This window comes from Azonexus sp., from assembly GCF_030824335.1.
Lineage (GTDB): Bacteria > Pseudomonadota > Gammaproteobacteria > Burkholderiales > Rhodocyclaceae > Azonexus.
Genome location: NZ_JAVBXX010000006.1, coordinates 19,066 through 44,403, shown reverse-complemented (window position 1 = coordinate 44,403; position 25,338 = coordinate 19,066). Strand labels below are relative to the sequence as shown.

The following is a 25,338-nucleotide window of genomic DNA, read 5'->3' as shown; positions in this document are numbered from 1 at the left end:
CGCCCGACCATGGCCCAGATATCCCTGTTCATCGGCGGCATCCGTCCGCTTCCCGAGTCCGGTCGTCCGACCGGCATTTACAAACAAGCCGCCAACGCACCGCTTGAGCTTGCCTGCGAAGGTTTCATCGGCGACCAGCAAGCCGACCGCCGTGTCCATGGCGGCCCGGAAAAAGCCGTGCATCTCTATCCGGCCGCCCACTACGCAATACTCGCGCAACGGTTTCCCGAAATCGCCAGTCAGCTCGTTCCCGGCAGCCTGGGTGAAAACCTGTCGACACCGGACCTCGACGAGTCAGACGTGCGTATCGGCGATATCTGGCAGCTCGGCACCGCCCGTCTGCAGCTTTGCCAACCACGCAATCCGTGCTGGAAGATCAATGAGCGCTTCGCCACCGAAGGCATGGCTGCCTTCATCGCCGAACACCGGTTGACCGGCTGGTACTGGCGCGTATTGACACCGGGTAGCGTCAGTCCGGGCGATACATTGACGCTGGAACTCGCCGCACAAACATTTTCGCTGGCCGAGGCAATGCAACTCTGGCAAAGCCACCGCCCCGCCCCCGGCGATCTGGAAAAATTGGCGACCACACCCGGCATTGCAACGCACTGGCGACAAAAGATTGAACAGCGCCTGCACTGGCTGCGCGCCAATCCCGACATCCAACCCAGCCCCCCAACAACGTTCCACGTGAAACCGGAGCAGGCATGAACGCCCCAATCCAGCGCAGCCTGTTTCTGCGCATTCTGTTACCGTTTGCCGCCGGCTATTTCCTGTCCTATCTCTACCGGACGGTGAATGCCGTACTCGGCCCGGTCATCGCCGGCGAACTGGCGCTACCGGACAACGCGCTCGGCTTGCTGACCAGCACCTATTTCCTCGCCTTCGGCGCGGCCCAGTTACCGCTCGGCATGCTGCTTGATCGTTACGGCCCACGCCGGGTCGAAGCAAGCTTGCTGATAATCGCCGCGCTCGGTGCCGCAGTTTTTGCCCTGGCCGACGGGTTGACCGGACTGACGCTGGGCCGGGCGCTGATCGGGCTCGGTGTTTCAGCTTGCCTGATGGCTTCGTTCAAGGCCTTCAGCCAATGGTTCCCACCCGAGAAACAAGCTTCATTGACCGGCTGGATCATGGCTTCCGGCGGCATGGGTGCCCTGGCCGCAGCAAAACCGCTGGAGATGGCCTTAGGCTTCAGCGGCTGGCGGGAAATCCTCATTGGCCTGGCCGTGGTTACGCTGATCGTTGCACTGGCGCTCTGGTATTTCGTGCCGGACAAGACGATCGAGCGCAGCGGCACCGGATTTGCCGAGCAACTGGCCGGCGTCCGCGCCATTTTCGCCAGCCGCCATTTCTGGCGCTACGCCCCGATGGGTTTCTGCTTTACTGGTGGCTTCATGGCAATCCAGGGACTGTGGGCATCGCGCTGGATGAATGTCATGGAAAGCCTCGATGCGGCCGCCGTCGCCGCCCGCCTGACCTGGATGGGCAGCGCCATGCTCGGCGGTTTTCTATTCATGGGTTTCTTTGCCAGTGCGCTGGTTCATCGTGGCATCTCCCTGGAAAAACTGTTTCGCACGGCAATGTTCGCCGCCTTCCTTGCCTTCGCAGTAATCTGCCTGCAGCCGCAATGGGCCGGCGATTGGCTATGGCCGCTGCTCGGTGCCTGTTTCTCGCTGTCCAACATCGCCTATTCGCTGGTCGCCCAGGCTTTCCCGTCGCATCTCTCGGGACGCGCCAACACCGCGCTGAACTTGCTGGTCTTCGCCGGCGCCTTCGGCCTGCAGTGGGGTATCGGCATCCTGGTCGATGCCCTGCAGGCCAATGGCTGGCATGTGACGAGCGCTTACCCGGCAGCGTTCTACGGGCTGCTAGGCGCTCAACTGCTGTCCCTCATCTGGTTTTTGTTGCCCCGGCGGCAAAGTTGAGGTGGCCAGATCAACCTGCTGCATGAAGCCGGCTGAGCCGCTTTCCATCAGGTAGACGCCGGCCGCCCGAATCTGCCCGAGCAGTTCGTTGTCGGCATTTTTCAGGGAAAACGGGGCGTCGACCGCAGCAGTGTAAAGTGCACCGACGCCCTGCTCGGCCAGCGAACGAAAACTGTCGCCGGACCACAGTGCCAACTTGGAAAATGCGCTGTCGGCCTCGTCGATCCAGCCGTTGCCATCATCGTCGAGCTTGGCGAGATCGGCAAAACCGTTGCCGCTCTTCGTGCCGAAAAGTTCATTGCCGTTATCGGCCTGACCATTGCCATTACGGTCGAAAACGAGAAAACAATTGCCCCCCGTCAAGCCCGGCAGCCATTCTGCTGAACCATCGGCATCGAGGTCGAAGGAAAAACGCTCGTTGCTCAGTTCGCAATACTTGCCCTCAAAACTGAGGACCAAAGGATCGCGTAATTGAACGCTGCCGCTTTCCTCAGACAAAGTTTCCCGTTCATATTCGCGTTTCATGGCGACACTGAAATCAAAGCCGATTTCCCGCCCATCGCAGGTTTTGACCATTCCCTTGCCGCATACATTAGTCGACTCCGACTCACTCACCCGCTCACTGATCCGGGTGCGCCAACTGATCTCGCGGGTATTTCCAGCATCCTTGGCCGCGCCCTCCGGCATGGGTGCCAGCGTATCGCTGGCGGCAACGCTCTTCCGGCAAGACTTGCCATCCATTGCCGCCAAAATCGCCGAGACGAGCGACTCCAGCATCTTCTGCACGCGTTCGCGCAGCTCGGTTTCCTTGCTTTCCTGCTTGGCGTCCGTTGTCTCCGCCAGCGTTGCAAACAAGCTGCGGAAGCCAATTTCTGACTCGACCTCCCGCGTCCGGCTGCTTGTGGCTTCGTGGCTGGCCGACAAAATGACGCTCGATTCCTGGATTCTCATGATGCCCTCCTTGCAGTGTCTGGAACATCCACACTGCAAGGGGCGTGCCGGTCACAATTCGAGCGGGTCGACTTCGATGTGCCAGCGCAGTTTTGACGGTGACTTGATGCGCGCGATAGCCTCGCGCCAATGCGGCAGGAAGGCCTGCAAAGCCGGGCGGGAATAAGATTCGGCGAGCAGTTGGGCGCGTTCGAGATTGGCCAGGCGGGCCATTTTCATCGGCACCGGATCGTAAAGCATGACCTGTTCGTGCTCGGCTATCGTCGGCAGTCTGACCGCACTTTCAAGAAAGGCCAGCGCATCGGCCATCGCCGGCGCCTCGGCGCGCAGCACGGCCTGGAAGGTGTAGGGAGGAAAACCGGCCTGCTCGCGCTCCTTCAGTTGGGTCGCGGCAAAACCGGTGTAATCGTGGGCGACCAGCGCACCGAACAGCGGGTGATCCGGGTACTGCGTCTGGATCAGGACCTCGCCCTTCAGTTCGGCCCGCCCGGCGCGCCCGGCCACCTGCATCAATTGGGCGAACAAGCGCTCCGGCGCCCGCCAGTCGGCAGCAAACAGCGCCGCATCGGCGCCCAGCGCGCCTACCAGCGTCAATTTCGGGAAGTCATGGCCCTTGGCCAGCATCTGCGTGCCGACCAGAATATCGGCTGCTCCACCGTGGATTTGTTCAAGCACGGCTTCCCATTGCTTGCGACTTTTGACCGAATCGCGGTCGACACGCAGGATGCGCGCCTCGGGAAACTCGCTTTGCAGCCAGGTCTCAACGCGTTGCGTGCCGCGGCCAAAGGGATGAATGTCCTGATTGCCGCAAGTCGGACAAGCCTTCGGAATGCCATTCTCGAAACCGCAGTGATGACAGCGCAGGCGGCGGTCGGCCAGATGCAGCACCAGATTGGCCGCACAACGCTGACAGCGCGACACCCAGCCACAGGCCGGACAGGCCAGCACCGGCGCATAACCGCGCCGGTTGAGAAAGACCAGGCTTTGCTCGCCGCGCTCAAGGCGCTGGCGGATGGCGGTTACCAGAGTTTCGCTGACGCCCTCGCGCAAGACCATTTTGCGCGTATCGACGATACGCACCGTCGGCAATCTGGCTTCCGGGTTGGCCCGTTCCTTCAGTGTCAGTAGCTGGTAGCGGCCACCGTCACGCGCGTTGGCCCAGGTTTCCAGCGCCGGCGTAGCCGAACCGAGCAGCACCGGGATGCTCAACTGGCGGGCACGCACCACGGCGATATCACGCGCCGAATAACGCATGCCGTCCTGTTGCTTGAACGACGCATCGTGTTCTTCATCGACGATGATCAGCCCGAGCCGTGGCATCGGCGTGAAAATCGCCAGCCGGGTGCCGAGCACGATATCGGCTTCGCCGGAAAATGCGGCCCGCCAGTTGCGCTCACGGGCCGCTTCGGCCAGTTCGCTGTGCAGCGAGACCACCGTGCGCTCGGTAAAGCGACCACGCACGCGCTCTTCCAGTTGTGGCGTCAGATTGATTTCCGGCACCAACAACAAGACCTGTCGGCCGAGCGCCAAGGCCTGCTCGACCAGACGTAAATAGACTTCCGTCTTGCCGCTGCCGGTCACGCCATAAAGCAATTGCGCCGAAAAACCGCCGTCGACCGCAATTTTGTTGATGGCGCTCGCTTGCTCTTCTGTCAAGGCCGGTACCGCTAGCGCCATCTGAGCCTTCTTGACGCGACCCGCCCGACGGTTTGGCGGCGCAACACGCTTCAGGCCAACCGGCAAAGCCTGCAGGACGACTTCACCGAATGGCGCCTGATAGTAAGCACTGGCAAACTCACACAGCGCGAAAAAATCGTGTGGTAAGGGATCATGATCACGCAGGATCTCGGTCGCCGGCTTCAACTGCTCATCCGGCCACTCGCCCTGCTCGACCACCTCGACAATGACACCGATCCGTTCGCCGCGCCCGAAGGGCACCCGTACCCGCAAGCCGGCATCTGCGGTCGACGCGCTTTCGGCCCGATATTCGAACAGGCGATGCAGCGGCAAATCGAGAGCAACACGCAAGACGGGCATGACGATCCGTGGAATGGTGGGTTGCGGCGGTCCAGCCGAAAACTTGTCCACAAAAGCTGTGGATAACTTTGTGGATTGCTTATGGGCAGAAGCGCTAAGTCGCCGTTTTGTAAGGCTTTTGTCTTATTGCCGAAATAATAAGCAAAAGAAAATAACGCATAAAATCAATTATTTGCGTGATTTGCTTACTGTCAAGCCGATTTCCGTAATTATTTTCCCGCAGAACAAGGCGCTGTGCATAAGTCAAGCATGTTCTGCGGGAAATCCGGCTTTATTTGCGCAATGTACGACTGTGAGCGTGCACGGTTTCGACCAGCGTGGTCACATTTTCCGGCGGCGTGAATTGCGAAATACCGTGACCCAGATTGAACACATGACCGGTATTGCCCGGCCCAAAGCTGTCGAGCACCTTCTTCGTTTCGGCAGCAATGATTTCCGGCGTACCGAACAGCACGTTCGGATCGATATTGCCCTGCAGCGTGACCTTGTCGCCGACCCGGCGACGCGCTTCGCCGATGTCGATGGTCCAGTCCAGACCGACCGCGTCGCAACCGATGGCGGCAATCTTCTCCAGCCACAGGCCACCGTTCTTGGTGAACACGATGCTCGGAATGCGCTGGCCGTCCTTTTCCTTCTTCAGCCCGGCAACGATGCGCTGCATGTAGGCCAGCGAGAATTCCTGGTAGGCCGCCGCCGAAAGCGAACCGCCCCAGGTGTCGAAGATCATCACGGCTTGCGCACCGGAATCGATCTGGGCGTTCAGGTAGCTGGTCACTGAATCGGCCGTCACCGACAGTATCTTGTGCAGCAGGTCCGGGCGGCTGTACATCATGCCCTTGATATGGCGGAAATCCGACGATCCCTGACCTTCGATCATGTAGGTGGCCAGCGTATATGGGCTGCCGGAGAAGCCGATCAGCGGCACCGAATTATCGAGCGCGCGGCGGATTTCCGAAACGGCATCCATCACATAGCCGAGATGTTCGTAAGGATCGGGAGCCGTCAGGTTATTGATCGCCCATTCCTCGCGCAAGGGACGCTCGAATTTCGGACCTTCGCCTTCGGCAAAGTACAGGCCGAGACCCATCGCATCCGGCACGGTCAAAATGTCCGAGAACAGGATCGCCGCATCGAGGTCGTAACGCGCCAGGGGCTGCAGGGTCACTTCGCAAGCCATGGTCGGCGACTTGCACAGATTCAGAAAATTACCGGCGCGCTTGCGCGTCTCGCAATATTCCGGCAAATAACGGCCAGCCTGACGCATCAGCCAGAGCGGCGTGTACTCGGTGGGCTCCTTCAGCAGGGCGCGCAGGAAGGTATCGTTCTTGGGTCGGCTCACGGTCTACTCCACCAGAAATCGGAAAAACCGGATTATCCGCCTTTCCGGCAGCGCGGTCAGCAGCTTTGCGATAGCGACAGGATTACCCGGCAGATCAAGCTGCTTGCCAATTCATCCACCAGAACCCAGAATTCAGCATGCTCATATACTGCTCTTATGCAGTTTGTGCATGAAAATTCCATACCCCACGTTCTTTCAAGGTCGCCACTCATGTTCAAAAAAATCATTTTTCTGGGTTCTTTGACCCTTTGCACCTCCGCCTTTGCTGCAGATGCGGATTTCACGCTGGTCAACCGGACGGGATACACCATCGAAGAGGTCTATATCTCGCCAGCCAATCGCAGTCAGTGGGGCAAGGACCGTCTGGGCAGCAAGCAATTGCCCAATGCAGCGTCGCGCAAATTCAAATTCGGCGACACCAAGAACTGCATGCAGGACATCAAGGTCGTGTTCACCGACGACGAATCCGAAGTCGAATGGGAAGACTTCGACCTCTGCGAACTGGACAAGATCACCCTGCGCTACAACCGGAAAACCGGTGAGGTATCGGCCGATTCAGAATAAGCAACGGCAGCCTCATTGGCCAATATTGGCGATACAGGCTGGGCAGCAATCAGAAACTGGGCAGACCATGAAAAGGGAAACCGTGGTCTGCCCCTGAGCATCATCATGAAAAAAAGACAGAAACTACTTTTATCTTGTGCCAGCCTGCTCATGTCATCGGTAGCCGTAGCGCAGGGAATGCACCGCTGTTACATCAATGGCCAAGTCGTTCAGCAGGAAGCCCGCTGTCCTGAACGTAGCACTTCGAGCGATCCCAAACCGGTCGCCGATACGAGCAAGCGCAGCGTGGAAAGCACCAGCAGCAACCCGATAGAGCACGGGAAGTCGTTATGCAAGACAGTCGCCCCGGCATCGCAACAGTGGAAGGACCCAACGAGCCTGCTGATCGGCAATGTCACCGGCGGAGAAATGACGACGCTGGCGATTGGTTATCGTGTTGTCGGCGTCAGAAACTTTTACGTGCCGGTCAACGGCAAAAACAGCTATGGGGCCTATAACGGGGAAAAAACCCTGACTTGCGTCACCAGCGAAGATGGACGGCGCGTTCTGAAGGTCAATGACGTACTACTTTGATTGATGGCTGCGGTTTATTTACGCCAGAATGCCGGGGTCAACACGACCAGCAGGGTAAAAATCTCCAGTCGGCCAAGCAACATCGCGAAAGTGCAGATCCAGGTCTGAAAATCCTCCAGGACAGCAAACGTGGTCGATGGCCCAACCAGGCCCAGTCCGGGGCCCGTGTTATTGACGCTGGCCACGACGGCACTGAAGGCAGTCACGATATCGAGTCCGGTGAATGCCAGCAGCAAGGTCATCGTGACGATGCTGACCATATAGACGAAAGCAAAGGCCAGCACCGCGAAAAGGACAGATTGTGGGGCCGTCTGTCCGCCAAGACGGACGTTGTACACGGCCGCCGGGTGCATGGCACGAACCAGTTCGCGATACACCTGCTTGTAGAGCAACAGCGCCCGCATCATCTTGATGCCACCGCCGGTCGACCCCGCGCTGGTCGAGAAACTGCACAGGAACAGCATCCACAGACCGGCAAACATCGGCCATTGTCCGTAATCGGTGGTCGAGTAACCTGTCGTGGTTGCGACCGAAATGACGTTGAACAAGGTGTAGCGGAAAGCGTTGTCCATGTCGTGGAACATCCCCTCCTTCCACAGATAATTGGCCAACACGAAAACACTGAGCAACAACGCGCCGACAAACCAGCCCGCCTCCGGATCGCGACCATAGACCAGGATCGACCGGCCACTGAGGGCAAGAAAATGCGTGGCGTAATTAATGCCGGAAAACAGCATGAAAATGATGCAGATCCACTCGATGAGCGGCGAATTGAAATAACCCAGGCTCATGTCGTGGGTCGAAAAGCCCCCCAGCGACAAGGTCGAAAAGGCATGGCAAACCGCATCGAACCAGCCCATGCCAGCCCAGCGATAAGCCAGCATGCAAGCCAGCGTCATCAGCACGTAAATCAGCCAGAGACCTTTTGCCGTTTCAGTGACGCGGGGCGTGATCCGGTTGTCCTTCATCGGCCCCGGCACTTCGGTCTGCAGCATCTGGCGCCCACCGATGCCAAGCATGGGAAGAATGGCGACGACCAGCACGATCAAGCCCATACCGCCCAGCCATTGCATCAGGTGACGCCACAAATTGATCGATTCGGGCAAATGATCAAGGCCGGACATGACAGTTGCGCCGCTTGCGGTCAACGCCGATACCGCTTCGAAATAGGCATCCGTATGCGACATGCCGAGATGAATCATGAACGGCAATGCGGAAAATGCCGGCAAGACCGTCCATACCAGCACCACGAGCAGGAAACCGTCGCGTACGTTGAGATCGCGCTGCAGGTGACGGTAGCGATACCAGAGAAAGGCACCGCACAGGATGGTCAACAGGAAAACCTCGTCGTACACCCGCTGCGCACCATCGTTGGTGGCGTGGGAAACCAACAGCGGCGCCAGAATGGTCAGGCCGAACAGCATGAGTATCATGCCCAAGGCGCGATAAACAGGAGCAAAACGCGTCACGGGCAGTCTCTCAGAGGAAGTGGAAGCCCACCTGGAACAATTTTTCGACTTTCTTCACCAGCTTCTTGCGGGTACAGAAAATAATCACGTGGTCGCCGGCTTCAATCACCGTATCGTGGTGCGCAATAACCACCTCGCCATAGCGGGTAATCGCCGTCCAATCGTCGGTTTGACCGATCACGATGGGTTGCTCGAAGTTGCGCACCATGGCCGCCACGGTGACCCCTTTCGGCCAATCAACTTCATCGATTCGCCGACCGACGACCTTGGACGTGTTGCGATCACCGTGTGCGACGATTTCCAGTGCCTCGGCAGCACCGCGTCGCAAGGAATGGACCTCGGCCACATCGCCCTGACGGACGTAGGCCAACAAGGTCCCAATGGAAATCTGTGCCGGTGAAATACCGATATCGATCGGCCCACCCTCGATCATCTCGGCATAAGCCCGCCGGTTGACCAGCGCAACCACGCGCTTGCAACCCAGACGCTTGGCCAGACTGCCGGCCATGATGTTGTCTTCATCATCATTGGTCACGGCGAGAAAAAGATCCATCTCGCCAATATTTTCCTGCTCCAGCAACTCTTCGTCGGTGGCATCGCCGTACAGCACGAGCGTGTCGTTCAGCTCGTTGGCCAGCAACTCGGCTCGCGGCCGCAAACCTTCGATCAGCTTGACTTCGTAGTGCCCCTCCAGCGCCTTGGCCAGACGAAGGCCGATATTTCCCCCACCGGCAATCATGATGCGTTCGACGCGGCTGGTCATCCGGCGCAACTGGCTGAGCACGGTATGAATATTCTCGGCCGCCGCCAGCAAGAAGACTTCGTCGCCACTCTTGATAACCGTCTCACCTTCCGGAGCTACCGGCTGATTGTCGCGAAAAATGGCGGCAATGCGGGCATCGATCTCCGGCGGCAAATAATCGCGCATTTCCTTGATCGGCTTGCCGACCAGCAACCCCCCCTCATAAGCCCGCACGGCAACCAGGCAAACCCGGCCACGGGCGAAATTGAGTACCTGCAGGGCACGCGGGAATTCGATCAGGCGCCGGATATAGTCGGTGATCACCTGTTCCGGGCAAAGCGCAAAATCGACGGCGAAGTTATCCGTCGACAGCAGCACTTCATCCTCCAGGAAATCCCGCGAACGCAGCCGAGCGATCCGGGTTGGCACGTTGAAGACGGTCTGCGCCAGCTTGCAGGCAACCAGATTGGACTGGTCGCTTTGCGTCACGGCGATCAGCATATCGGCATCTTCCGCTCCGGCTTGCCGCAAGACCGTAGGCGTTGCCGCATCGCCAACCACCGTACGCAAATCCAGACGATCCTGCAGTTGTGCCAGTCGAGCCCCATCGCGATCAACGATGGTGATGTCGTTTTCCTCGGACACCAAGCCCTCGGCCACACTGGCGCCTACCTGACCGGCACCCAGAATGATGATTTTCATGTTTTCCCCCCGCTTGCCGACTTATTCTTCGTTACGTTTGCCGAGTCTGATATCAAGCTGCTTCAACTTGCGGTACAAATGCGTCCGTTCCAACCCGGAGCGCTCGGCCAGACGGGTCATGTTTCCCCCTTCACGACGCAGATGATGCTCGAAATACAACTTCTCGAACGCGTCGCGCGCCTCCCGCAACGGTTGTTCGAACAAAGGCTGAAACGACTGCTCCCGGCGCTCATCCTCGATTTCCGGCGGCATGACCCGCACCACGTCATCGGCGCTAATCTCTTCTTCAAGCGCTGTCAGTGCCAGATTGCGGACTAATCCGTAAAGGATGTTCCAGCTGGTTTCGACATGCTTCTTCCAGTTCAACGTGCGCAATACATTCAGCGCAGCCGTTGAAAACCGGCGGACCGGGACTTCGCCGCGTTCGACAAAATTGCTCAGCAACAGTACCGCGATTTCCGGCAGATCATCGACATGGGTAGCCAAGGCTGGCATGGCTACCCAGATTTCACCCAGACGGGCAAGCAACTTGCTGTCCCAGCCATGTTCGGCCAGGTCAGCAAAGGCGGTGGCGCTTGCCACGACCAGTTGCAAATTCAGCTTTTCTGCCCGGTCGACCGCAAAAGCCAGATTCATCTGCTGCATCTTGCCCAGTACGGCCAGATCAGGAACGAACAGTATCCCGCCACTGATTTTTTCCAGCGCATCCTGCGTCAAGGCACTGCTCGTGGTCGACAAGTCAAGCCACGGCGCACGTGGTGCCAACAAGGTGCGAGCGGCAATTTCCGCCATTCCGCCGGTCGCCCCCTTGATCAGCAAAACGGAAGTCTTGGCCGCTGATTGATCGAGCCGGCGGCGAAACTCCTTGACGAATGCCAGGCGGGAAAAAGCATCCAGCGTCAGAGCCGCGCGTACCGGTGGCGCATCGTGTTTGAGCGCCTTCTGCACCGTACTCAGCAGCTTTTGCAGCGCAATCGGCTTCTCGAGAAAATCAAAAGCCCCAAAACGCGTCGCTTCAACCGCCGTATCGATCGTCCCATGACCGGACATCATGACCACCGGCATGTTCAGATGCCCCCCAGCGTGCCACTCCTTCAACAAGGAAATGCCATCGGTGTCGGGCATCCAGATATCGAGCAGAACCAGATCCGGGCGCAACTCATTGCGCACCTTGCGGGCTGCTGTTGCATTTTCGGCCAGCCGAACGTCGTAGCCTTCGTCGATGAGAATTTCCGAAAGCAGTTCGCGGATGCCGACTTCGTCATCAACGACCAGAATGATTGCCATGTTTGGCCTCCTTCTCCCTGACCAGCGGCAGACGAATATCGATCTGGGCGCCGCCATCGGGAGCATTGCTGATTTCTATCCTGCCCTGGTGTTCATCGACAATTTTCTTGACGATAGGCAGTCCCAGCCCTGTTCCCCGGGCCTTGGTAGTGACATAAGGTTCAAAAATTCGCGGCAATAGTTCAACCGGAAAGCCGGGGCCATTATCGGCGATGCGCAAGCGAGCGCAACGCCCGCAAAGATCGGTGGCAATCTCGATATGAGCCTCCTGGCGCCCTTCCAGGGCATCTTCGGCATTGCGCAACAAATTGTGAATGACTTGGCGCAACTGGGTTGCATCACCGAGTACCAACGGCAGGGCTTCACCAAAGTGGACATCGATACGGGCAGAAGAGCTTTCGTACAAGCCCAGCACTTCGCCGAGCAAAGCGTTCAAATCCAGCGGCACGGCTTCAGGCGCCGGCATCCGGGCATAATCGCGAAAATCATCGACCATGCGCTTCATCGCCTGCACCTGATTGATGATGGTCTGCGTGCCGCGCGCCAGCATCTCGGCGTCGCCATTGGCCAGCTTGCAAGCCAGTTTGTGTTGCAAACGTTCAGCCGAAAGCTGGATCGGCGTCAGCGGGTTCTTGATCTCATGCGCCAGCCGCCGGGCCACTTCCCCCCAGGCCGCGCTACGTTGTCCGGCAATCAGGCGGGTCACATCGTCGAATACCACGACGTCGCCACCACCGCTCGCTTCCGGCAACCGGGTGGCACGCAGCAGCAGCACTTGGGGCATCCCGTTCGGCCGCTCCAGTTCAAGTTGCGCCTGCCATTCCGGCTCTTCCGTCGCGGCGAAATTTTGCCGGATGAAAGCCCCCAGCACCTGCTGACGCGGCCAACTTTCCGGTACGGCACCAATCAATTCGGAAAAATCGTCTTCCAGAATGGTCAATGCGCCCTCGTTGACCGTACGCAACACAAACTTGCGGTCGAATACCAGCACCCCAGCCGACAAATTGGCCAGAATGGATTCCAGATAAGCCCGGGCCGACTCCAGTTCGGTGCGATGCCGATCCGTCTCGCGCCGGGCATCGTCCAGTTGGCGAGTCATCCGGTTGAACGACTGGGTCAGTACGCCAAGTTCGTCACCACTGTAAATGGCCTGGCGCTGGGAGAAGTCGCCATCCGCCACGGCTTGTGTCCCTTCGGCCAGAATGTAGAGTGGAGCGACCAGCCGGCGGGCCATCAGATAAGCCAGGGCAAAAGCGCTGAACAGCGCAACCAGTACGGTCAAGGTCAAGGTCAGGGCGTAAATCCGGGTCAGGCCGTGGCGCGCCAGTTGCAACTCCTGGTAATCGCGATACACCGCCTGCACCGCCTCGGCATCCAGTGCCAGCGTGGCCGGCACCACCTGCGTCAATTGCAGGATACGCGGCTCCTCGAACATGGCGCGTGGTGTTACCGGCACCAGCACGCGCAGGAAAAGCGACTCACCTTCACCTTCGACACCGCTCAAACCTTGCGAACTGCGTGCCTGCTTCAATTGGCCTTGCGTCGGCAACTCCGGCAGCAGTTTGCCCAGGTCGCCGGTAGCACTGGAAAGCAGTTGCCCGTTCACCGAGAACAAGGCCGCCGTATCAACCACCTTGTCCTCACGCAAACGGAACAGCACGGAACGCCGCGAGGGTTCGCCCACATCGGACAATTCGCTGGCCATGTCGCGTGCTTTCAGGGTCAGATCGGCAAGCAGCGAATCAAGTGCCGAACGCCCGAGATGCAAGCCGGACTCCAGGGCTTTTTCCACCCGCACGTCAAACCAGCTTTCGATTGAGCGCGTAACGAACTGCACCGAGACACCATAGACCAGCGCGCCCGGCAAAACGGCAATGACACCGAACATCAGCATCAGACGCAATTTGAGTCGTGCCCCGAACACCTGCGCCCGATAATCGTGCCACAAGGAACGCAACTGCCAGCCGACCAGGGCCAGCATGGCCAGAGCAAGCACAATATTGAGCGCGATCAGCAAAGGATAGTTACGCGAGAAGACGACCGTATCCGCCGCCGTCGCCATCAGCAACAGGAACCAGAGTATGCCGCCAATAGCTGCGGCCAACGCCCCCCCTGCGGCAACGAAGCGCTTCACTTGTCCTCCACTGGTGCGCTGGATGGCAGGGTTGCCGACCAGCTTTTCCAGTCGGCGGCCAAACTCCACTCCTTGTTGCCCAAGGCACTGATCTGGAATGGCCGGGGCAACTGATTCAAGTCGAGGCGCAGACGGACGGCAGCCTGATAGCTCTCCCCCGGCACCATGTTCTTGCTGTCCTTTTCAATCACCAGCCAGTTACGCAAGCGGCGCAATACGCGCAACGCTTCCCCCAGTGTGTCGAAGGACTGATGCAAACCACCAGTCGTCAGACGGTACTGGCGCGTCAGCGCATGATAGGAGAGGCGGTAGGTCTGGCTGCGGCTGGCCAATTGCTCATCGAGCCAGTACCAGCGCTGTCGGGAAAGCTCGAAATCGGCAATGAAATACAGCACGACGCCCCGGTTGACTGCCTCTTCCAGACGGGCGTTCAGGTCAAAACGAAAATCGGCCGACAGCACATAACCGTCGTCGCTCAACCGGAGTTGCGGATCAAATACTTCGATTTCTGCGGTCCACGCCAGCACCGGCAGGAAAACCAGCAGTAATACGCAACGGCGCAGACGTTCAAGCACGCTTTTCGAGAAGACAATAGTAGAAACCATCGTGCTCCGCATCGGGAAGAAGCTGCTCCTCATGACCGATAGTGGCCTCACCCTGAGCTGTCCCGGACCTCAGGAAACGCTGGATTTGTTGCGAATTTTCCTCGGGAAACAAGGAACAGGTGGCGTAAAGCAATTTGCCGCCCGGTCGCACGACATGCCAGAGCGCCTCGAGAATCCGTGCCTGCGTCCTGGCAAAACTGGCGATATCGTCTTCCCGGCGCAGCCACTTGGCGTCCGGATTGCGCCGCACGACGCCGCTGGCGGTACAGGGAACATCGGCCAGTACGGCATCGAACAGGCTGCCATCCCACCAGTCGTCGAGCCGGGTGCAGTCGGCAGCGCGTACCCGGGCTTTCAGATGCAGGCGGCCCAGTCCGTCCTCAACCCGCCGGCAGCGCGCCGGTTTCAGATCGAGCGCCAGCAGATCGAGATCGGCTCTTTCGAGCAGATGCGCCGTCTTGCCGCCGGGTGCCGCGCACGCATCGAGGACCAGGCTGCCCGGCGCCGGATCGAGGATTTCAGCGGCGCGCTGCGCCCCCGGGTCCTGCACCGAAACCAGCCCATCGAAAAAGCCGGGCAAACGATCCACCGATTGCGCTTGAGCCAGCGCCAGACCATCCTCGCCCACCGGCTGCGCGGCAATGCCGGCGGCCAGCAGTTGCTCGAGATAATTTTCCCGGCTGACCCGGCGCCGATTGACCCGCAGGCCCATCGGCGGTGCCTGATTGCCGGCTGCGACGACTCCCGCCCAGTCTGCCGGATACGCCGCCTGCAGGCGGTTCAGCCACCACGCCGGATGCTGGGCCACGGCCAGCGGATCAGCCGCCAGTGCTGCGGTCAACGCAGCCTGCTGGCGCAAAAAGCTGCGCAACACGCCATTGACCAGCCCGCGGAATTTTCCGTTGGCGATCTCACCGGCGGCTGAAACCGCCTGATCGACCACGGTATGCGTCGCGTCAGGACGGGTTTCCAGTCGATAGATGGCAACCAGCAACAAGGCGCGTACTTCATCGACCGACAAGGGCCGGTCGAGCAGGCGGGAGAGAAAGAAATCGCCCCGTCCATGGGCGCGCAGGCTGCCATAGACCAGATCCTGGACAGCCGGCCGGGCGACCACGTCGACCCGGCTGATCAGGCCATCGGCCAGGCTCTGCCCGGCGAAAACGGCGGCATCGATGCGCGCCGCCTGAAGCAGCGCATAAGCAAGAGAAGTAAATGGCAAGCGAGACATAGGATGAGATTATCGCACGGGGCATAATCGTGGGATGCGCCCTTTCTTCATCCTTCTTCTCTGCCTGATTTTCAGCCCGCTCGCCCAAGCCTGGAACGCCGCGGGGCACCGCCTGACAGCCATTATCGCCTGGCAAGGCATGTCACCCGCCGCCCGGGAATTTGTCGCCAGCGCGCTGGAACAGCACCCGGACCACGCTCGCTGGCATGAAAAATCAGGAACCGGCGAAGCGGCATTGATCTTCGCCGAAGCCTCGACCTGGCCAGACAGTATTCGCCGCGACCCGCGTTTTTACGACGAACGTCGGGAGTCGCCGACACCGGATCTGGCTGGTTTTCCCGATACGGCGCGCCATCTCGATTGGCATTACGCCGATTTTGATCGCGACGGCCAACGTGGTCGCGGCCAGATTGATCGGCAGATCGGAGAATTGACCAAAATTTTGCGGTCGACCGCAAAACCCGGCGAAATTGCCTGGGCCTTGCCTTGGCTGGCGCACCTGGTCGCCGACATTCATCAGCCGTTACACGTCGGTTTCAGCGAAGACCGCGGCGGCAATACGCAGTTGATCGAGAACCCCTTCGACGCAAAGCAGCCGTTCGTCAAACTGCACGCTTACTGGGATGACCTGCCCGGCCCGAGCAGCCTGCGCGGCAAGAAACTACGCAAGCAAGCCGGGATATTGCTGGAAGAACACCGCCCCGGCGCGCAGGGTGATGCCGCACTGTGGCTGCGCGAAAGCCGCGATCTGCTGAACGATGTTTATCCGAAGGCCGCTGGCAGCGTCACGCCGATCATTGACCTGCCCTACCGGGAGCAGGCCAAGGCCAGGGCTGACCGGCGCATCACCGAAGCCGGCCGACGACTCGGGCAATTACTGGAATCCATTCAGCGCAGCCGCGTTTCACGTGGAACGCGCTAAACGAAGCAGCGAATTTTCGAGACCGTACGTGGACCGCTTGTCGAACCGGCGGCCAAGCAACAAAGGCTCAGTCGAGTCCCGTAAACCGATCACCCACTTTGAGCGGATGTCCGGCCAAAAACTGCTGCACCGGCAAACGCTTGCCACCGGCTTTCTGCAACTCGCTGACCGCCAGCGCGCCTTGCCCACAGGCAATCACGATATTTTTGCGGTCGACCGCAAGAATGCTGCCTTTTTCACCGCCCCCATCGACCGGCCGTGCCGCCCACAGCTTGACCGTCTGCCCGGCAAACACCGCCTGTGCTCCAGGAAACGGATTAAAGGCACGGATATGGCGATCCAGCTCGGCCGCCGTTTTTGACCAGTCAATCGCCGCTTCGAGCTTTTCGATCTTGTGCGCGTAAGTAACGCCTTCGCTAGTCTGGACTTCGGCCGGTAACGGCAGACGCGCCAGTGCATCGACAATCAACCGGGCACCGAGCGCCGCCAGCTTGTCGTGCAAGCTGGCCGTCGTATCGTCGGCCGCGATGTCGAAGGCAGCACGCAACAGCACCGGCCCGGTATCCAGACCCGCTTCCATTTGCATGATGCACACGCCGGTCTCTTTGTCGCCGGCCAGCAAGACCCGTTGGATCGGCGCAGCACCCCGCCAGCGCGGCAGCAGCGAGGCATGAATATTCAGGCAACCCAGGCGCGGCAGGTCTAGCACCACTTGCGGCAGGATCAGTCCGTAAGCAGCAACCACCATGACCTCGGCACCGACCGCAGCAATCTTCGCCTGTGCTTCGGCATCCTTCAGCGTCAGCGGCTGAAAAACCTCGATCCCATGTTCCTGCGCAATTTTCTTCACCGCCGACGGTTGCAGCGTCATGCCGCGCCCGGCCGGCCGATCCGGCTGAGTCAGCACCAGCGCAACCTCATGGCCGGCAGCGATGATGGCGGACAGCGCCTGCGCCGCAAATTCGGGGGTGCCGGCAAAAATCAGCTTCATGCCGTCACCCGCGCCTGCTTGGCCAGCTTGCTGCGGATGCGGGTCTGTTTGAGTTGTGACAGGTGATCGACGAAAACGGTGCCGTTCAGATGATCGATCTCGTGCTGGATACAAACAGCCAACAGGCCTTCGGCCTCCAGCACCTGCGGCTTGCCATCAAGATCAAGGTAGCGCACGGTAACCCGTTCGGCCCGCTCAACCTTGTCATAGACGCCAGGCACTGACAGACAGCCCTCCTCGCCAATCGAGCATCCGGCGCTGTTGCTCAATTCGGGATTGATGAAGACGCGCAGATCATTCTTTTCTTCCGAGATATCGACCACGACAACCCGTTTGTGAACATCCACCTGGGTCGCGGCCAACCCGATACCCGGCGCTTCATACATGGTTTCTGCCATGTCAGCGGCCAGCCGGCGAATGCCGTTGTCAATTTTTATCACGGGCGCTGCCAGTTTTTTCAGGCGCGGATCAGGAAAACGCAAAATGGGTAAGAGTGCCATGGCAATAGGGAATGAAAGCTTGCTTGCTTAGGTGATTGGATGCAGAATCTGACGCAATTCTTGAGATATGAACGCGAATTGCAGACGCCGGTAGGACAATGCAAGCTGCTGCGCGTTCCACCGGTACGTGAGGGATTACCCATGGTTCGCATTATATCCGCGCTCATCCTGGCTGTGACAGTTGCTTCTGCAACGGCCGCCGAGCCGCTTGAGCTGGTCGACAATCCGCCGGAGCGCCATATTGTGGTCAAGGGCGATACCCTGTGGGATATATCCGGCAAATTCCTCAAACAGCCTTGGCGCTGGCCAGACATCTGGCGGATGAATCAAGACCAGATCAAGAACCCGCACCTGATCTATCCCGGTGACATTGTCTGGCTCGACCTGTCCGATGGCAATCCACGCCTGCGTCTGGGCAAACCGCTGGGCAATGGAAAAGTACAGCCGAAGGTATATTCAACTGCCATTCAGCAGGTGATCCCCAGCATTCCGGCAAAAATCATCGAACCCTTCATCTCGCAACCACTGATCCTCGAACCTGGCGACGCTGCCGTCGCGACACGCATCGTGGCCACCCAGGAAGACCGGGTCATTTTGGGCAATGGCGATACGGCTTTCGTCTCCGGCATTACTGATGCCAGCGTGGTCAAATGGCACATTTTCCGTCCGGGAAAACCACTCAAGGATCCCGAAACTGGCGATGTCATCGCTCAGGAAGCCTTCTTTCTGGGCAATGCCACACTGGTCGAACCGGGCGAACCGGCCACCATACGCATCACGCAGTCAAAGGAAGAAGTCACCCGGGGCGATTGGCTGAAGCCGGCACCGCCAACCAGCATCATGGCCTATGTACCACATCGCCCGGAGTTGGAAATCAGCGCGCGCATCATGTCCATCTACGGCGGCGTTAGCGAAGGCGGCTCCGGCTCCGTCGTTGCGCTGAACCGCGGCGAGGCAGATGGCGTCGAAATGGGCCACGTGCTTGCGCTGTTCCGCAAACGGGTTTCGCAGGATCTGGACGAAAGCCACCAGCGGGTTTCAACCACCATTCCCGATGAACGCTATGCCTTGGCATTCATCTTCCGCACCTTTGATCGTATCTCTTACGCACTGGTGCTTGAATCGTCGAAGTCTGTCCTGATCGGCGACGCAGCACGCAATCCGTGAACGACCTGCAAGGCCTGGCCGACTGGCTGCGCCTGACCCTGATTCCCGGTATCGGCGGCGAGACGCAACGAAAGCTTCTCGCCGCTTTCGGTTTACCGGAGGCTGTTTTCACGGCAGACCCTGCTGCCGTGCGCAGCGTAATCGGGGCAAAGGCCGAGCTGCTTTTCGATTTTCGCCCCGACGAAGCCGTCGACCGCAGCATTGCGTGGGCCAGCCAACCCGACCAACATATCCTGACCCTGGCCGACGCCGACTACCCGGCTGCCCTGCTGGAAATCCCCGACCCACCCAGTCTGATCTATGTCCGGGGCAACAAAGCCCTGCTCAATCGTCGTAGCCTGGCCATGGTCGGCAGCCGCAATGCCACCCCCCAAGGCATCCAGAGCGCAGAGCAGTTCGCCCACGCCTTGGCCGCCCAAGGGCTCTGCATCGTCAGCGGGCTGGCACTGGGTATCGATACGGCAGCCCATCGCGGCGCCCTGGCTGGCGGTGGCGATACCGTCGCCGTCATCGGCACCGGTGCCGACCGCGTCTATCCGGCACGCAACCGCGAACTCGCTTTGGCCATCGTCGAACGAGGCGCCATCGTCTCTGAATTTCCGCTCGGCACACCGGCCATTGCCGCCAATTTTCCTCGGCGCAACCGGATCATTGCCGGTCTGTCGCGCGGCGTACTGGTCGTCGAAGCCGCCACGGAAAGCGGTTCGCTGATCACTGCCCGCCTGGCCGGTGAACAAGGTCGCGATGTCTTTGCCATTCCCGGCTCCATCCACTCGCCGGTTGCCCGCGGCTGCCACAAACTGATCAAACAAGGGGCCAAGCTGGTTGAAACCGCTGCCGATGTGCTCGAGGAACTTGGCCAGTTTGCTACACCGTTGGCAAAACCCACTCTCGCACCGGATGCGCCAACGAACGCCTCGCAGGCGCATCCCGTATTGGCCGCAATCAGCCATGCCCCTTGCGGATTTGATGAAATCGTCGAGCGCAGCGGACTCGCTGCCGAGAAATTACTACCTGAACTGCTAACCCTGGAACTTTGCGGCGAAATCGCCGTCCTTCCCGGCAACCGCTATCAGCGAATGAACTGAACTCTCGCGGATACAAGTCCGCCCTTGCCAATCCGTCCGGCGCCCACTTATTATGCCCGGCACCCTACAGGCAGAACCCATGAGCAAAAAACTGATCATCGCCGAAAAACCTTCCGTCGCCAGCGACATCGCCAAGGCGTTAGGCGGGCTGACCAAGCACGACGACTATTTCGAGAACGACGAATACGTCGTCTCGTCGGCGGTCGGCCATTTGCTCGAACTCTCCTGTCCCGAAGAATTCGAGGTCAAACGCGGCAAGTGGTCGTTTGCCCATCTGCCGGTCATCCCGCCGCATTTCGCGCTGAATCCGATCGAAAAAAGCGCCTCGCGCCTGAAAGTCCTGCTCAAACTGCTCAAGCGCAAGGATGTCGATGCGCTGGTCAATGCCTGTGACGCGGGGCGCGAAGGCGAATTGATCTTCAATTACATCGTCCAGCATGCCGGCAACAAGAAGCCGGTACAGCGCCTGTGGCTGCAATCGATGACGCCGCAGGCCATCCGCGATGGCTTCCTGCGTCTGCGTCCGGGCAGCGAATTGCAAGGCCTGGCCGATGCCGCCGTCTGCCGCTCCGAATCCGACTGGCTAGTCGGCATCAACGGTACGCGGGCGATGACCGCCTTCAACTCGAAAACCGGTGGCTTTCACCTGACCACCGTCGGCCGCGTGCAGACCCCGACGCTGGCCATCGTGGTCGAGCGGGAAAAGAAAATCCGCGAATTCCAGCCGCGCGACTACTGGGAAGTCGAAGCCGACTTCGGCGCCAAAGCCGGCAATTACACCGGCAAATGGTTTGATGAGGGCTTCAAGGGCAAGCAGGACGACGAACACGCCCGCGCCGACCGTCTATGGGAACAAAACAAGGCCGAAGCCATCAAGGCCGCGACTTCCGGCAAACCGGGCATCGTCACCGAAGAAGCCAAGCCGGAAACTCGCTTGTCGCCATTGCTCTTCGATCTGACCAGCCTGCAGCGCGAGGCCAACAGCCGCTTCGGCTTCTCGGCCAAAACCACGCTCGGCCTGGCCCAGGCCCTGTATGAAAAGCACAAGGTGCTGACCTATCCACGAACCGATTCGCGTTGCCTGCCGGAAGACTACGTTGCTACCGTCAAGGCAACCATGTCGGTGCTGACAGGCGAAGGGGCCGGCAAAGGACACGACGAAGTCCTGTTGGCCCGCTATTCGCCATTTGCTCACCAGATTCTGGCGCGTAACTGGGTCGTGCCGAACAAGCGCATTTTCAACAATGCAAAAGTGAGCGATCACTTTGCCATCATCCCCACCCCGCAGGCACCGAAAAACCTCAACGAAGCCGAACAGAAGCTCTATGACTTCGTCGTCCGGCGTTTCCTGTCAGTCTTCTTCCCGGCTGCCGAATACCTGGTCACCACCCGCATCACCCGCGTCGAGGGCTACCCGTTCAAGACCGAGGGCAAGGTGCTGGTCAATCCGGGCTGGCTGGCCGTGCATGGCAAGGAAGGGCAAACCGGCGACGAAGGCAATCTTGTTGCGGTCGACAAGGATGAGAAGGTGAAAACCGAGGAAGTTGCGGTCAAGGCCAACGTCACCAAGCCGCCACCGCGCTACTCGGAAGCGACGCTGCTGTCCGCCATGGAAGGCGCCGGCAAGATGGTCGACGACGAAGAACTGAAGGCGGCAATGGCCGGCCGTGGCCTCGGCACGCCAGCCACCCGGGCGCAGATCATCGAAAACCTGATCGGCGAGCAGTACATGCTGCGCGAAGGTCGCGAACTGACGCCAACCGCCAAGGCCTTCAACCTGATGACCTTGTTGAACGGCCTGGGCGTCAAGGAACTGACCCAGCCGGAACTGACCGGCGACTGGGAATGGAAACTCGGCCGCATCGAAAAAGGCGAATTCACGCGCGAAGAATTCATGCGCGAAATCGCCGAAATGACGCGCCATATGGTCGAACGCGCCAAGAGCTACGACAACGACACCATCCCCGGTGACTTTGGCGTCCTCGCCACGCCCTGTCCGAAATGCGGCGGCGTGATTCGTGAAACTTACAAGAAATTCCAGTGCGGCGATTGCGACTATTCGCTATGGAAAATTGTTGCCGGTCGCCAATTCGAACCGGCCGAAATCGAAACCTTGCTGACCGAACGTACCGTTGGCCCGCTGACCGGTTTCCGCAACAAGATGGGCCGTGGCTTTGCTGCTGCCATCAAGCTGAACGACGAGCATCTGCCCGAATTCGACTTTGGCCAGGACAAGGCGGATGAAGCCAACGCTGAACCCGTCGATTTTTCCGCCCACGAAATTTTGGGCAAATGCCCGAAGTGTGCCGCCAATGTATATGAACACGGCAGTTCGTATGTCTGCGAAAAATCGGTTGGCCCGGAAAAAACCTGTGATTTCCGTTCCGGCAAGATCATTCTGCAGCAGCCAATCGACATCGCACAGATGAAGAAACTGCTGGCTGATGGCAAAACCGACTTGTTGCGTGAATTCGTTTCCAACCGCACGCGGCGCAAGTTCTCGGCCTATCTGGTCGCTCAGGAAGGCAAAGTCAGCTTCGAGTTCGAGAAGAAGGCACCAGCCGCCAAAAAACCGGCAGCCAAGAAAAAAGCAGCAACCTGATCAGTTGACCGTACGAGCCTTGCGCAGACAGTTGAGCAAGGTTTCGTAGAGCAGGATGGGATCAACCGGCTTGGCGATGAAATCGACCATGCCGGCTTCCCTGCAGCGAATCTGGTCTTCGGCGAAGGCATTGGCGGTCATCGCGATGATCGGCGTCGAAAACCCCGGCAGCTCGCGCAAGGCCATCGTTGTCTCGATACCGCCCAGGTGCGGCATCTGCAGATCCATCAGGATCAGCCCGTAGGGTCGTTGCGCCCGCCTGACCTTGTCCAGCGCAGCAGCACCATCACTTGCCACATCGACATCGAGCCCGACATTTTCGAGCAGGGTTTGCGCCAATTCCTGATTGATCGGATCATCTTCGACGACAAGAACACGCGTTGCGGCAAACTCCGCCAGCAAAAGCTGATCAGCCCGCCCTTGTTCGGCAACGGGATGCATCTCCGGCAAAGCAGCGGCTCCGCGCATCAAACGCGCAGAAAACCAGAAGCAACTGCCTTGTTCGGAGGTGCTTTCGACACCGGCATCCCCGCCCATCAAACAGGCCAAGCGACGCGTGATTGCCAGGCCCAGTCCCGTGCCACCATAACGCCGGGAGCTTGAATCATCGGCTTGCTGAAATGGCGAAAACAGCTTGTCGACGATCTCCGGTGCAATACCGATGCCGGTATCTCTGACAGAGAAGCGCAACATGACAGACTCTTCATCTTCCGACTCACAACTGATGCGTAGCGCCACCTCGCCGTGCGCAGTAAATTTAATGGCATTGCTGGCAAGATTCAGGAATGCCTGAACCAATCGCCCGGCATCACCCCGCAGACCGGCAGGACACCCATCGACTGAATGGCTAAGGCGAAGGCCCTTGGCGCGGGCCTGCTCTGACAGCATCGAGACGATATTGTCCATGATGCTTCCCGGGTCAAGCTCACGCACCTCAAGGTGCAATTTTCCGGCCTCGATTTTTGATATATCGAGTAAATCGTTGATGATCCCGAGCAGATGATTCGCCGCTCCGGATATCTTGTCCAGCCGATCCAGCAACTCGGGATCTGCAAGTTTGCTACGCAGCAGGTAGGCCATGCCGATGATGGCATTCATCGGCGTCCTGATTTCATGACTCATGTTGGCGAGAAAAGCACTCTTGGCCCGATTGGCAGCCTCCGCAGCATCCCGGGCATGAACCAGCTGGCCCGTGCGCTCGGCAACGAGAACCTCAAGCTGCTCACGATAGTGACGCAATTTTTCTTCGCTGCTACGCAAATCATTTTCTGTCTGCCGACGCTGGGTAATGTCTCGCGCAATCCCCAGCACCCCGATCAAACTACCATTCTGGTCGAACATCGGCGTTTTCACGGTTTCAAACAACAAATGCTCACCAGACTCGGCAAAATCCAGCCATTCCTCGTTCAACGACGGCTTACCAGCGGTCATTGCCCGTTTGTCATGGGAACGAAAGGAATCGGCAGTTGCCTGATCGACAAAATCATAATCGGTTCGACCGATAATCTCGGCCTCCGGCGCCCCAAAGAGCTTTTCAAAACGTGGATTGCACGCCAGATAGACACCGGCCACATCCTTGACCCAAACCAGGTCGGGAATCGTCTTTACCAAAGTAAGCAGTTGGGTACGCTGCATCTCCAGTTCAGCGGTGCGCTGGCGAACCAGGCGGCGCAGGGTATAAACCCAGAGGGCAAGCCCACCACCGATCAGCAAGAGAACGACAAGACCGCCAACAAAATATCGGACATAAGGTGAAAGTTGCAGCGGCTGCCCCATCCACTTGGCCCGCAATAAATCTTTCTCCGCATCGCTGATTTCACCCATGCCGCGCTCGACCAATGCCAAAATCGCCCCATCCCCCTTGCGCACCGCACGATGAAACTCAGCGCTGTAGAAACTGAATGCCTGATGAAAATCATCCTGGGCATCCATTCGATACAAGTAAAAACCGGCCGGTTCCTCGTCAAGGCAGAACAACTTGATATCTTGCGCAATTGCCGCGCGAATCATCTGCGAATAATCACGGTAGTACTGCAGTGTCGAAATACCGTGCGCTTCGAGATACTCGACGCAAGCATCGCCAGCCTGCACGCCGATCTGGAAACCTTTCAACGCTGCCGGGCTGCTGATGCCGTTAATCGAGTTGTGGCTGTAAATGGAAACTTGCTGCTTCGAATAGGGTGCAGAAAACTCGTAAAGCTTTTCGCGGGCAGGCGTCCGGTAAATGGCCTCGATCACATCGGCCTCACCGCGGCGCATCATTGCCTGAGCCTCAGCCCAGGCAATTGCGGTCAACTCGACGCGAACCCCGGTTTTCTTTTCCCAAAGCTGCCACAAGTCGACCAGATAACCTTCGACATTGCCATCGGCATTGCGAAACATGTAAGGCGGATAGTTGTCGTCGCTGACCACACGGATGACTTCCGGTTGCGCGGCCAGCAAAGAACCGGCTACCCCCATCCCCAGACAGGCGACAAGGAAAAATCGGCCGGCCCGTTTCACGTGAAAC

Annotated in this window: 20 protein-coding genes; 8 read left to right on the top strand and 12 right to left on the bottom strand. The window is 59.1% G+C overall.

What is annotated here, in order from left to right; genetic code table 11:
- Positions 1 to 9: 9 nt before the first annotated feature.
- Both RCI20_RS02490 and RCI20_RS02485 read left to right on the top strand, forming a co-directional pair.
- Positions 10 to 711, top strand: a complete 702-nt coding sequence (locus tag RCI20_RS02490; RefSeq protein WP_306602948.1) for an MOSC domain-containing protein — start codon at positions 10 to 12, stop codon at positions 709 to 711.
- On the top strand, positions 708 to 1,925 hold the full coding sequence (locus tag RCI20_RS02485; RefSeq protein WP_306602946.1) for a nitrate/nitrite transporter: 1,218 nt from the start codon (positions 708 to 710) through the stop codon (positions 1,923 to 1,925). The genes RCI20_RS02490 and RCI20_RS02485 overlap by 4 nt, the downstream gene beginning before the upstream one ends.
- Here RCI20_RS02485 and RCI20_RS02480 read toward each other — a convergent pair.
- From RCI20_RS02480 to hemE, 3 genes are all read right to left on the bottom strand, one after another.
- Complete coding sequence (locus tag RCI20_RS02480; RefSeq protein WP_306602945.1) at positions 1,869 to 2,876, bottom strand: hypothetical protein; 1,008 nt, start codon at positions 2,874 to 2,876, stop codon at positions 1,869 to 1,871. The genes RCI20_RS02485 and RCI20_RS02480 overlap by 57 nt on opposite strands.
- Positions 2,877 to 2,927: 51 nt before the next feature.
- Positions 2,928 to 4,913 (bottom strand): primosomal protein N', encoded by a 1,986-nt coding sequence (locus tag RCI20_RS02475; RefSeq protein ID WP_306602943.1) that lies wholly within the window; start codon positions 4,911 to 4,913, stop codon positions 2,928 to 2,930.
- 271 nt (positions 4,914 to 5,184) lie between these two features.
- Positions 5,185 to 6,252 carry a uroporphyrinogen decarboxylase gene (gene hemE / locus RCI20_RS02470; RefSeq protein WP_306602942.1) on the bottom strand — a complete coding sequence of 356 codons (1,068 nt, stop codon included), beginning with the start codon at positions 6,250 to 6,252 and terminating at the stop codon, positions 5,185 to 5,187.
- Positions 6,253 to 6,462: 210 nt separating this feature from the next.
- On the opposite strand from hemE, the gene RCI20_RS02465 reads away from it, so the two are divergent.
- Together RCI20_RS02465 and RCI20_RS02460 are read left to right on the top strand one after the other, a co-directional pair.
- Positions 6,463 to 6,816, top strand: a complete 354-nt coding sequence (locus RCI20_RS02465; protein WP_306602940.1) for a hypothetical protein — start codon at positions 6,463 to 6,465, stop codon at positions 6,814 to 6,816.
- Between the two features lie 105 nt (positions 6,817 to 6,921).
- Positions 6,922 to 7,389 (top strand): hypothetical protein, encoded by a 468-nt coding sequence (locus RCI20_RS02460; protein ID WP_306602938.1) that lies wholly within the window; start codon positions 6,922 to 6,924, stop codon positions 7,387 to 7,389.
- Between the two features lie 14 nt (positions 7,390 to 7,403).
- On the opposite strand, the gene RCI20_RS02455 is transcribed toward RCI20_RS02460, so the two are convergent.
- The 6 genes from RCI20_RS02455 to rsmB are packed head-to-tail and all read right to left on the bottom strand — an operon-like array spanning position 7,404 to position 15,559.
- The gene (locus tag RCI20_RS02455; protein WP_373691460.1) at positions 7,404 to 8,858 is read right to left on the bottom strand and encodes a TrkH family potassium uptake protein; all 1,455 of its coding nucleotides are present in this window, start codon (positions 8,856 to 8,858) and stop codon (positions 7,404 to 7,406) included.
- A gap of 10 nt (positions 8,859 to 8,868) precedes the next feature.
- Positions 8,869 to 10,302, bottom strand: coding sequence for a Trk system potassium transporter TrkA (gene trkA / locus RCI20_RS02450; RefSeq protein WP_306602937.1), 1,434 nt, complete (start codon positions 10,300 to 10,302; stop codon positions 8,869 to 8,871).
- Between the two features lie 21 nt (positions 10,303 to 10,323).
- A complete protein-coding gene (locus tag RCI20_RS02445) occupies positions 10,324 to 11,589 on the bottom strand; it encodes a sigma-54 dependent transcriptional regulator (RefSeq protein ID WP_306602935.1) in 1,266 nt (421 codons plus the stop codon).
- Entirely contained in the window at positions 11,567 to 13,723 is a 2,157-nt protein-coding gene (locus RCI20_RS02440; protein WP_306602934.1) for an ATP-binding protein, read from the bottom strand. Before RCI20_RS02440 ends, RCI20_RS02445 begins: the two co-directional genes overlap by 23 nt.
- Positions 13,720 to 14,328 (bottom strand): DUF4390 domain-containing protein, encoded by a 609-nt coding sequence (locus tag RCI20_RS02435; protein ID WP_306602933.1) that lies wholly within the window; start codon positions 14,326 to 14,328, stop codon positions 13,720 to 13,722. Before RCI20_RS02435 ends, RCI20_RS02440 begins: the two co-directional genes overlap by 4 nt.
- Positions 14,291 to 15,559 (bottom strand): 16S rRNA (cytosine(967)-C(5))-methyltransferase RsmB, encoded by a 1,269-nt coding sequence (gene rsmB, locus RCI20_RS02430; RefSeq protein ID WP_306602932.1) that lies wholly within the window; start codon positions 15,557 to 15,559, stop codon positions 14,291 to 14,293. Before rsmB ends, RCI20_RS02435 begins: the two co-directional genes overlap by 38 nt.
- 34 nt (positions 15,560 to 15,593) lie before the next feature.
- On the opposite strand from rsmB, the gene RCI20_RS02425 reads away from it, so the two are divergent.
- Entirely contained in the window at positions 15,594 to 16,481 is an 888-nt protein-coding gene (locus tag RCI20_RS02425) for a S1/P1 nuclease (protein ID WP_306602931.1), read from the top strand.
- 67 nt (positions 16,482 to 16,548) lie between these two features.
- On the opposite strand, the gene fmt is transcribed toward RCI20_RS02425, so the two are convergent.
- The gene (gene fmt / locus RCI20_RS02420) at positions 16,549 to 17,472 is read right to left on the bottom strand and encodes a methionyl-tRNA formyltransferase (RefSeq protein WP_306602930.1); all 924 of its coding nucleotides are present in this window, start codon (positions 17,470 to 17,472) and stop codon (positions 16,549 to 16,551) included.
- Positions 17,469 to 17,972: a peptide deformylase gene (gene def / locus RCI20_RS02415; protein ID WP_306602929.1), complete on the bottom strand. Its 504-nt coding sequence runs from the start codon at positions 17,970 to 17,972 to the stop codon at positions 17,469 to 17,471. Before def ends, fmt begins: the two co-directional genes overlap by 4 nt.
- Positions 17,973 to 18,113: 141 nt before the next feature.
- On the opposite strand from def, the gene RCI20_RS02410 reads away from it, so the two are divergent.
- From RCI20_RS02410 to RCI20_RS02400, 3 genes are all read left to right on the top strand, one after another.
- Positions 18,114 to 19,139 (top strand): LysM peptidoglycan-binding domain-containing protein, encoded by a 1,026-nt coding sequence (locus tag RCI20_RS02410; RefSeq protein WP_306602928.1) that lies wholly within the window; start codon positions 18,114 to 18,116, stop codon positions 19,137 to 19,139.
- Positions 19,136 to 20,227, top strand: a complete 1,092-nt coding sequence (dprA, locus tag RCI20_RS02405; RefSeq protein ID WP_306602926.1) for a DNA-processing protein DprA — start codon at positions 19,136 to 19,138, stop codon at positions 20,225 to 20,227. Before RCI20_RS02410 ends, dprA begins: the two co-directional genes overlap by 4 nt.
- Before the next feature lie 79 nt (positions 20,228 to 20,306).
- Positions 20,307 to 22,829 carry a DNA topoisomerase III gene (locus RCI20_RS02400; RefSeq protein WP_306602925.1) on the top strand — a complete coding sequence of 841 codons (2,523 nt, stop codon included), beginning with the start codon at positions 20,307 to 20,309 and terminating at the stop codon, positions 22,827 to 22,829.
- On the opposite strand, the gene RCI20_RS02395 is transcribed toward RCI20_RS02400, so the two are convergent.
- Positions 22,830 to 25,331, bottom strand: a complete 2,502-nt coding sequence (locus RCI20_RS02395) for an ATP-binding protein (RefSeq protein WP_306602924.1) — start codon at positions 25,329 to 25,331, stop codon at positions 22,830 to 22,832. It abuts the gene before it with no gap.
- Between the last annotated feature and the right edge of the window lie 7 nt (positions 25,332 to 25,338).

What these genes read in the sequence shown, in the direction of transcription:
- RCI20_RS02490 (WP_306602948.1), top strand. Translation starts at nt 10, where the DNA reads ATGGCCCAGATATCCCTGTTCATCGGCGGCATCCGTCCGCTTCCCGAG.
- RCI20_RS02485 (WP_306602946.1), top strand. Translation starts at nt 708, where the DNA reads ATGAACGCCCCAATCCAGCGCAGCCTGTTTCTGCGCATTCTGTTACCG.
- RCI20_RS02480 (WP_306602945.1), bottom strand. Translation starts at nt 2,876, where the DNA reads ATGAGAATCCAGGAATCGAGCGTCATTTTGTCGGCCAGCCACGAAGCC.
- RCI20_RS02475 (WP_306602943.1), bottom strand. Translation starts at nt 4,913, where the DNA reads ATGCCCGTCTTGCGTGTTGCTCTCGATTTGCCGCTGCATCGCCTGTTC.
- RCI20_RS02465 (WP_306602940.1), top strand. Translation starts at nt 6,463, where the DNA reads ATGTTCAAAAAAATCATTTTTCTGGGTTCTTTGACCCTTTGCACCTCC.
- RCI20_RS02460 (WP_306602938.1), top strand. Translation starts at nt 6,922, where the DNA reads ATGAAAAAAAGACAGAAACTACTTTTATCTTGTGCCAGCCTGCTCATG.
- trkA (WP_306602937.1), bottom strand. Translation starts at nt 10,302, where the DNA reads ATGAAAATCATCATTCTGGGTGCCGGTCAGGTAGGCGCCAGTGTGGCC.
- RCI20_RS02445 (WP_306602935.1), bottom strand. Translation starts at nt 11,589, where the DNA reads ATGGCAATCATTCTGGTCGTTGATGACGAAGTCGGCATCCGCGAACTG.
- RCI20_RS02435 (WP_306602933.1), bottom strand. Translation starts at nt 14,328, where the DNA reads ATGGTTTCTACTATTGTCTTCTCGAAAAGCGTGCTTGAACGTCTGCGC.
- rsmB (WP_306602932.1), bottom strand. Translation starts at nt 15,559, where the DNA reads ATGTCTCGCTTGCCATTTACTTCTCTTGCTTATGCGCTGCTTCAGGCG.
- RCI20_RS02425 (WP_306602931.1), top strand. Translation starts at nt 15,594, where the DNA reads ATGCGCCCTTTCTTCATCCTTCTTCTCTGCCTGATTTTCAGCCCGCTC.
- fmt (WP_306602930.1), bottom strand. Translation starts at nt 17,472, where the DNA reads ATGAAGCTGATTTTTGCCGGCACCCCCGAATTTGCGGCGCAGGCGCTG.
- def (WP_306602929.1), bottom strand. Translation starts at nt 17,972, where the DNA reads ATGGCACTCTTACCCATTTTGCGTTTTCCTGATCCGCGCCTGAAAAAA.
- RCI20_RS02410 (WP_306602928.1), top strand. Translation starts at nt 18,114, where the DNA reads ATGGTTCGCATTATATCCGCGCTCATCCTGGCTGTGACAGTTGCTTCT.
- RCI20_RS02400 (WP_306602925.1), top strand. Translation starts at nt 20,307, where the DNA reads ATGAGCAAAAAACTGATCATCGCCGAAAAACCTTCCGTCGCCAGCGAC.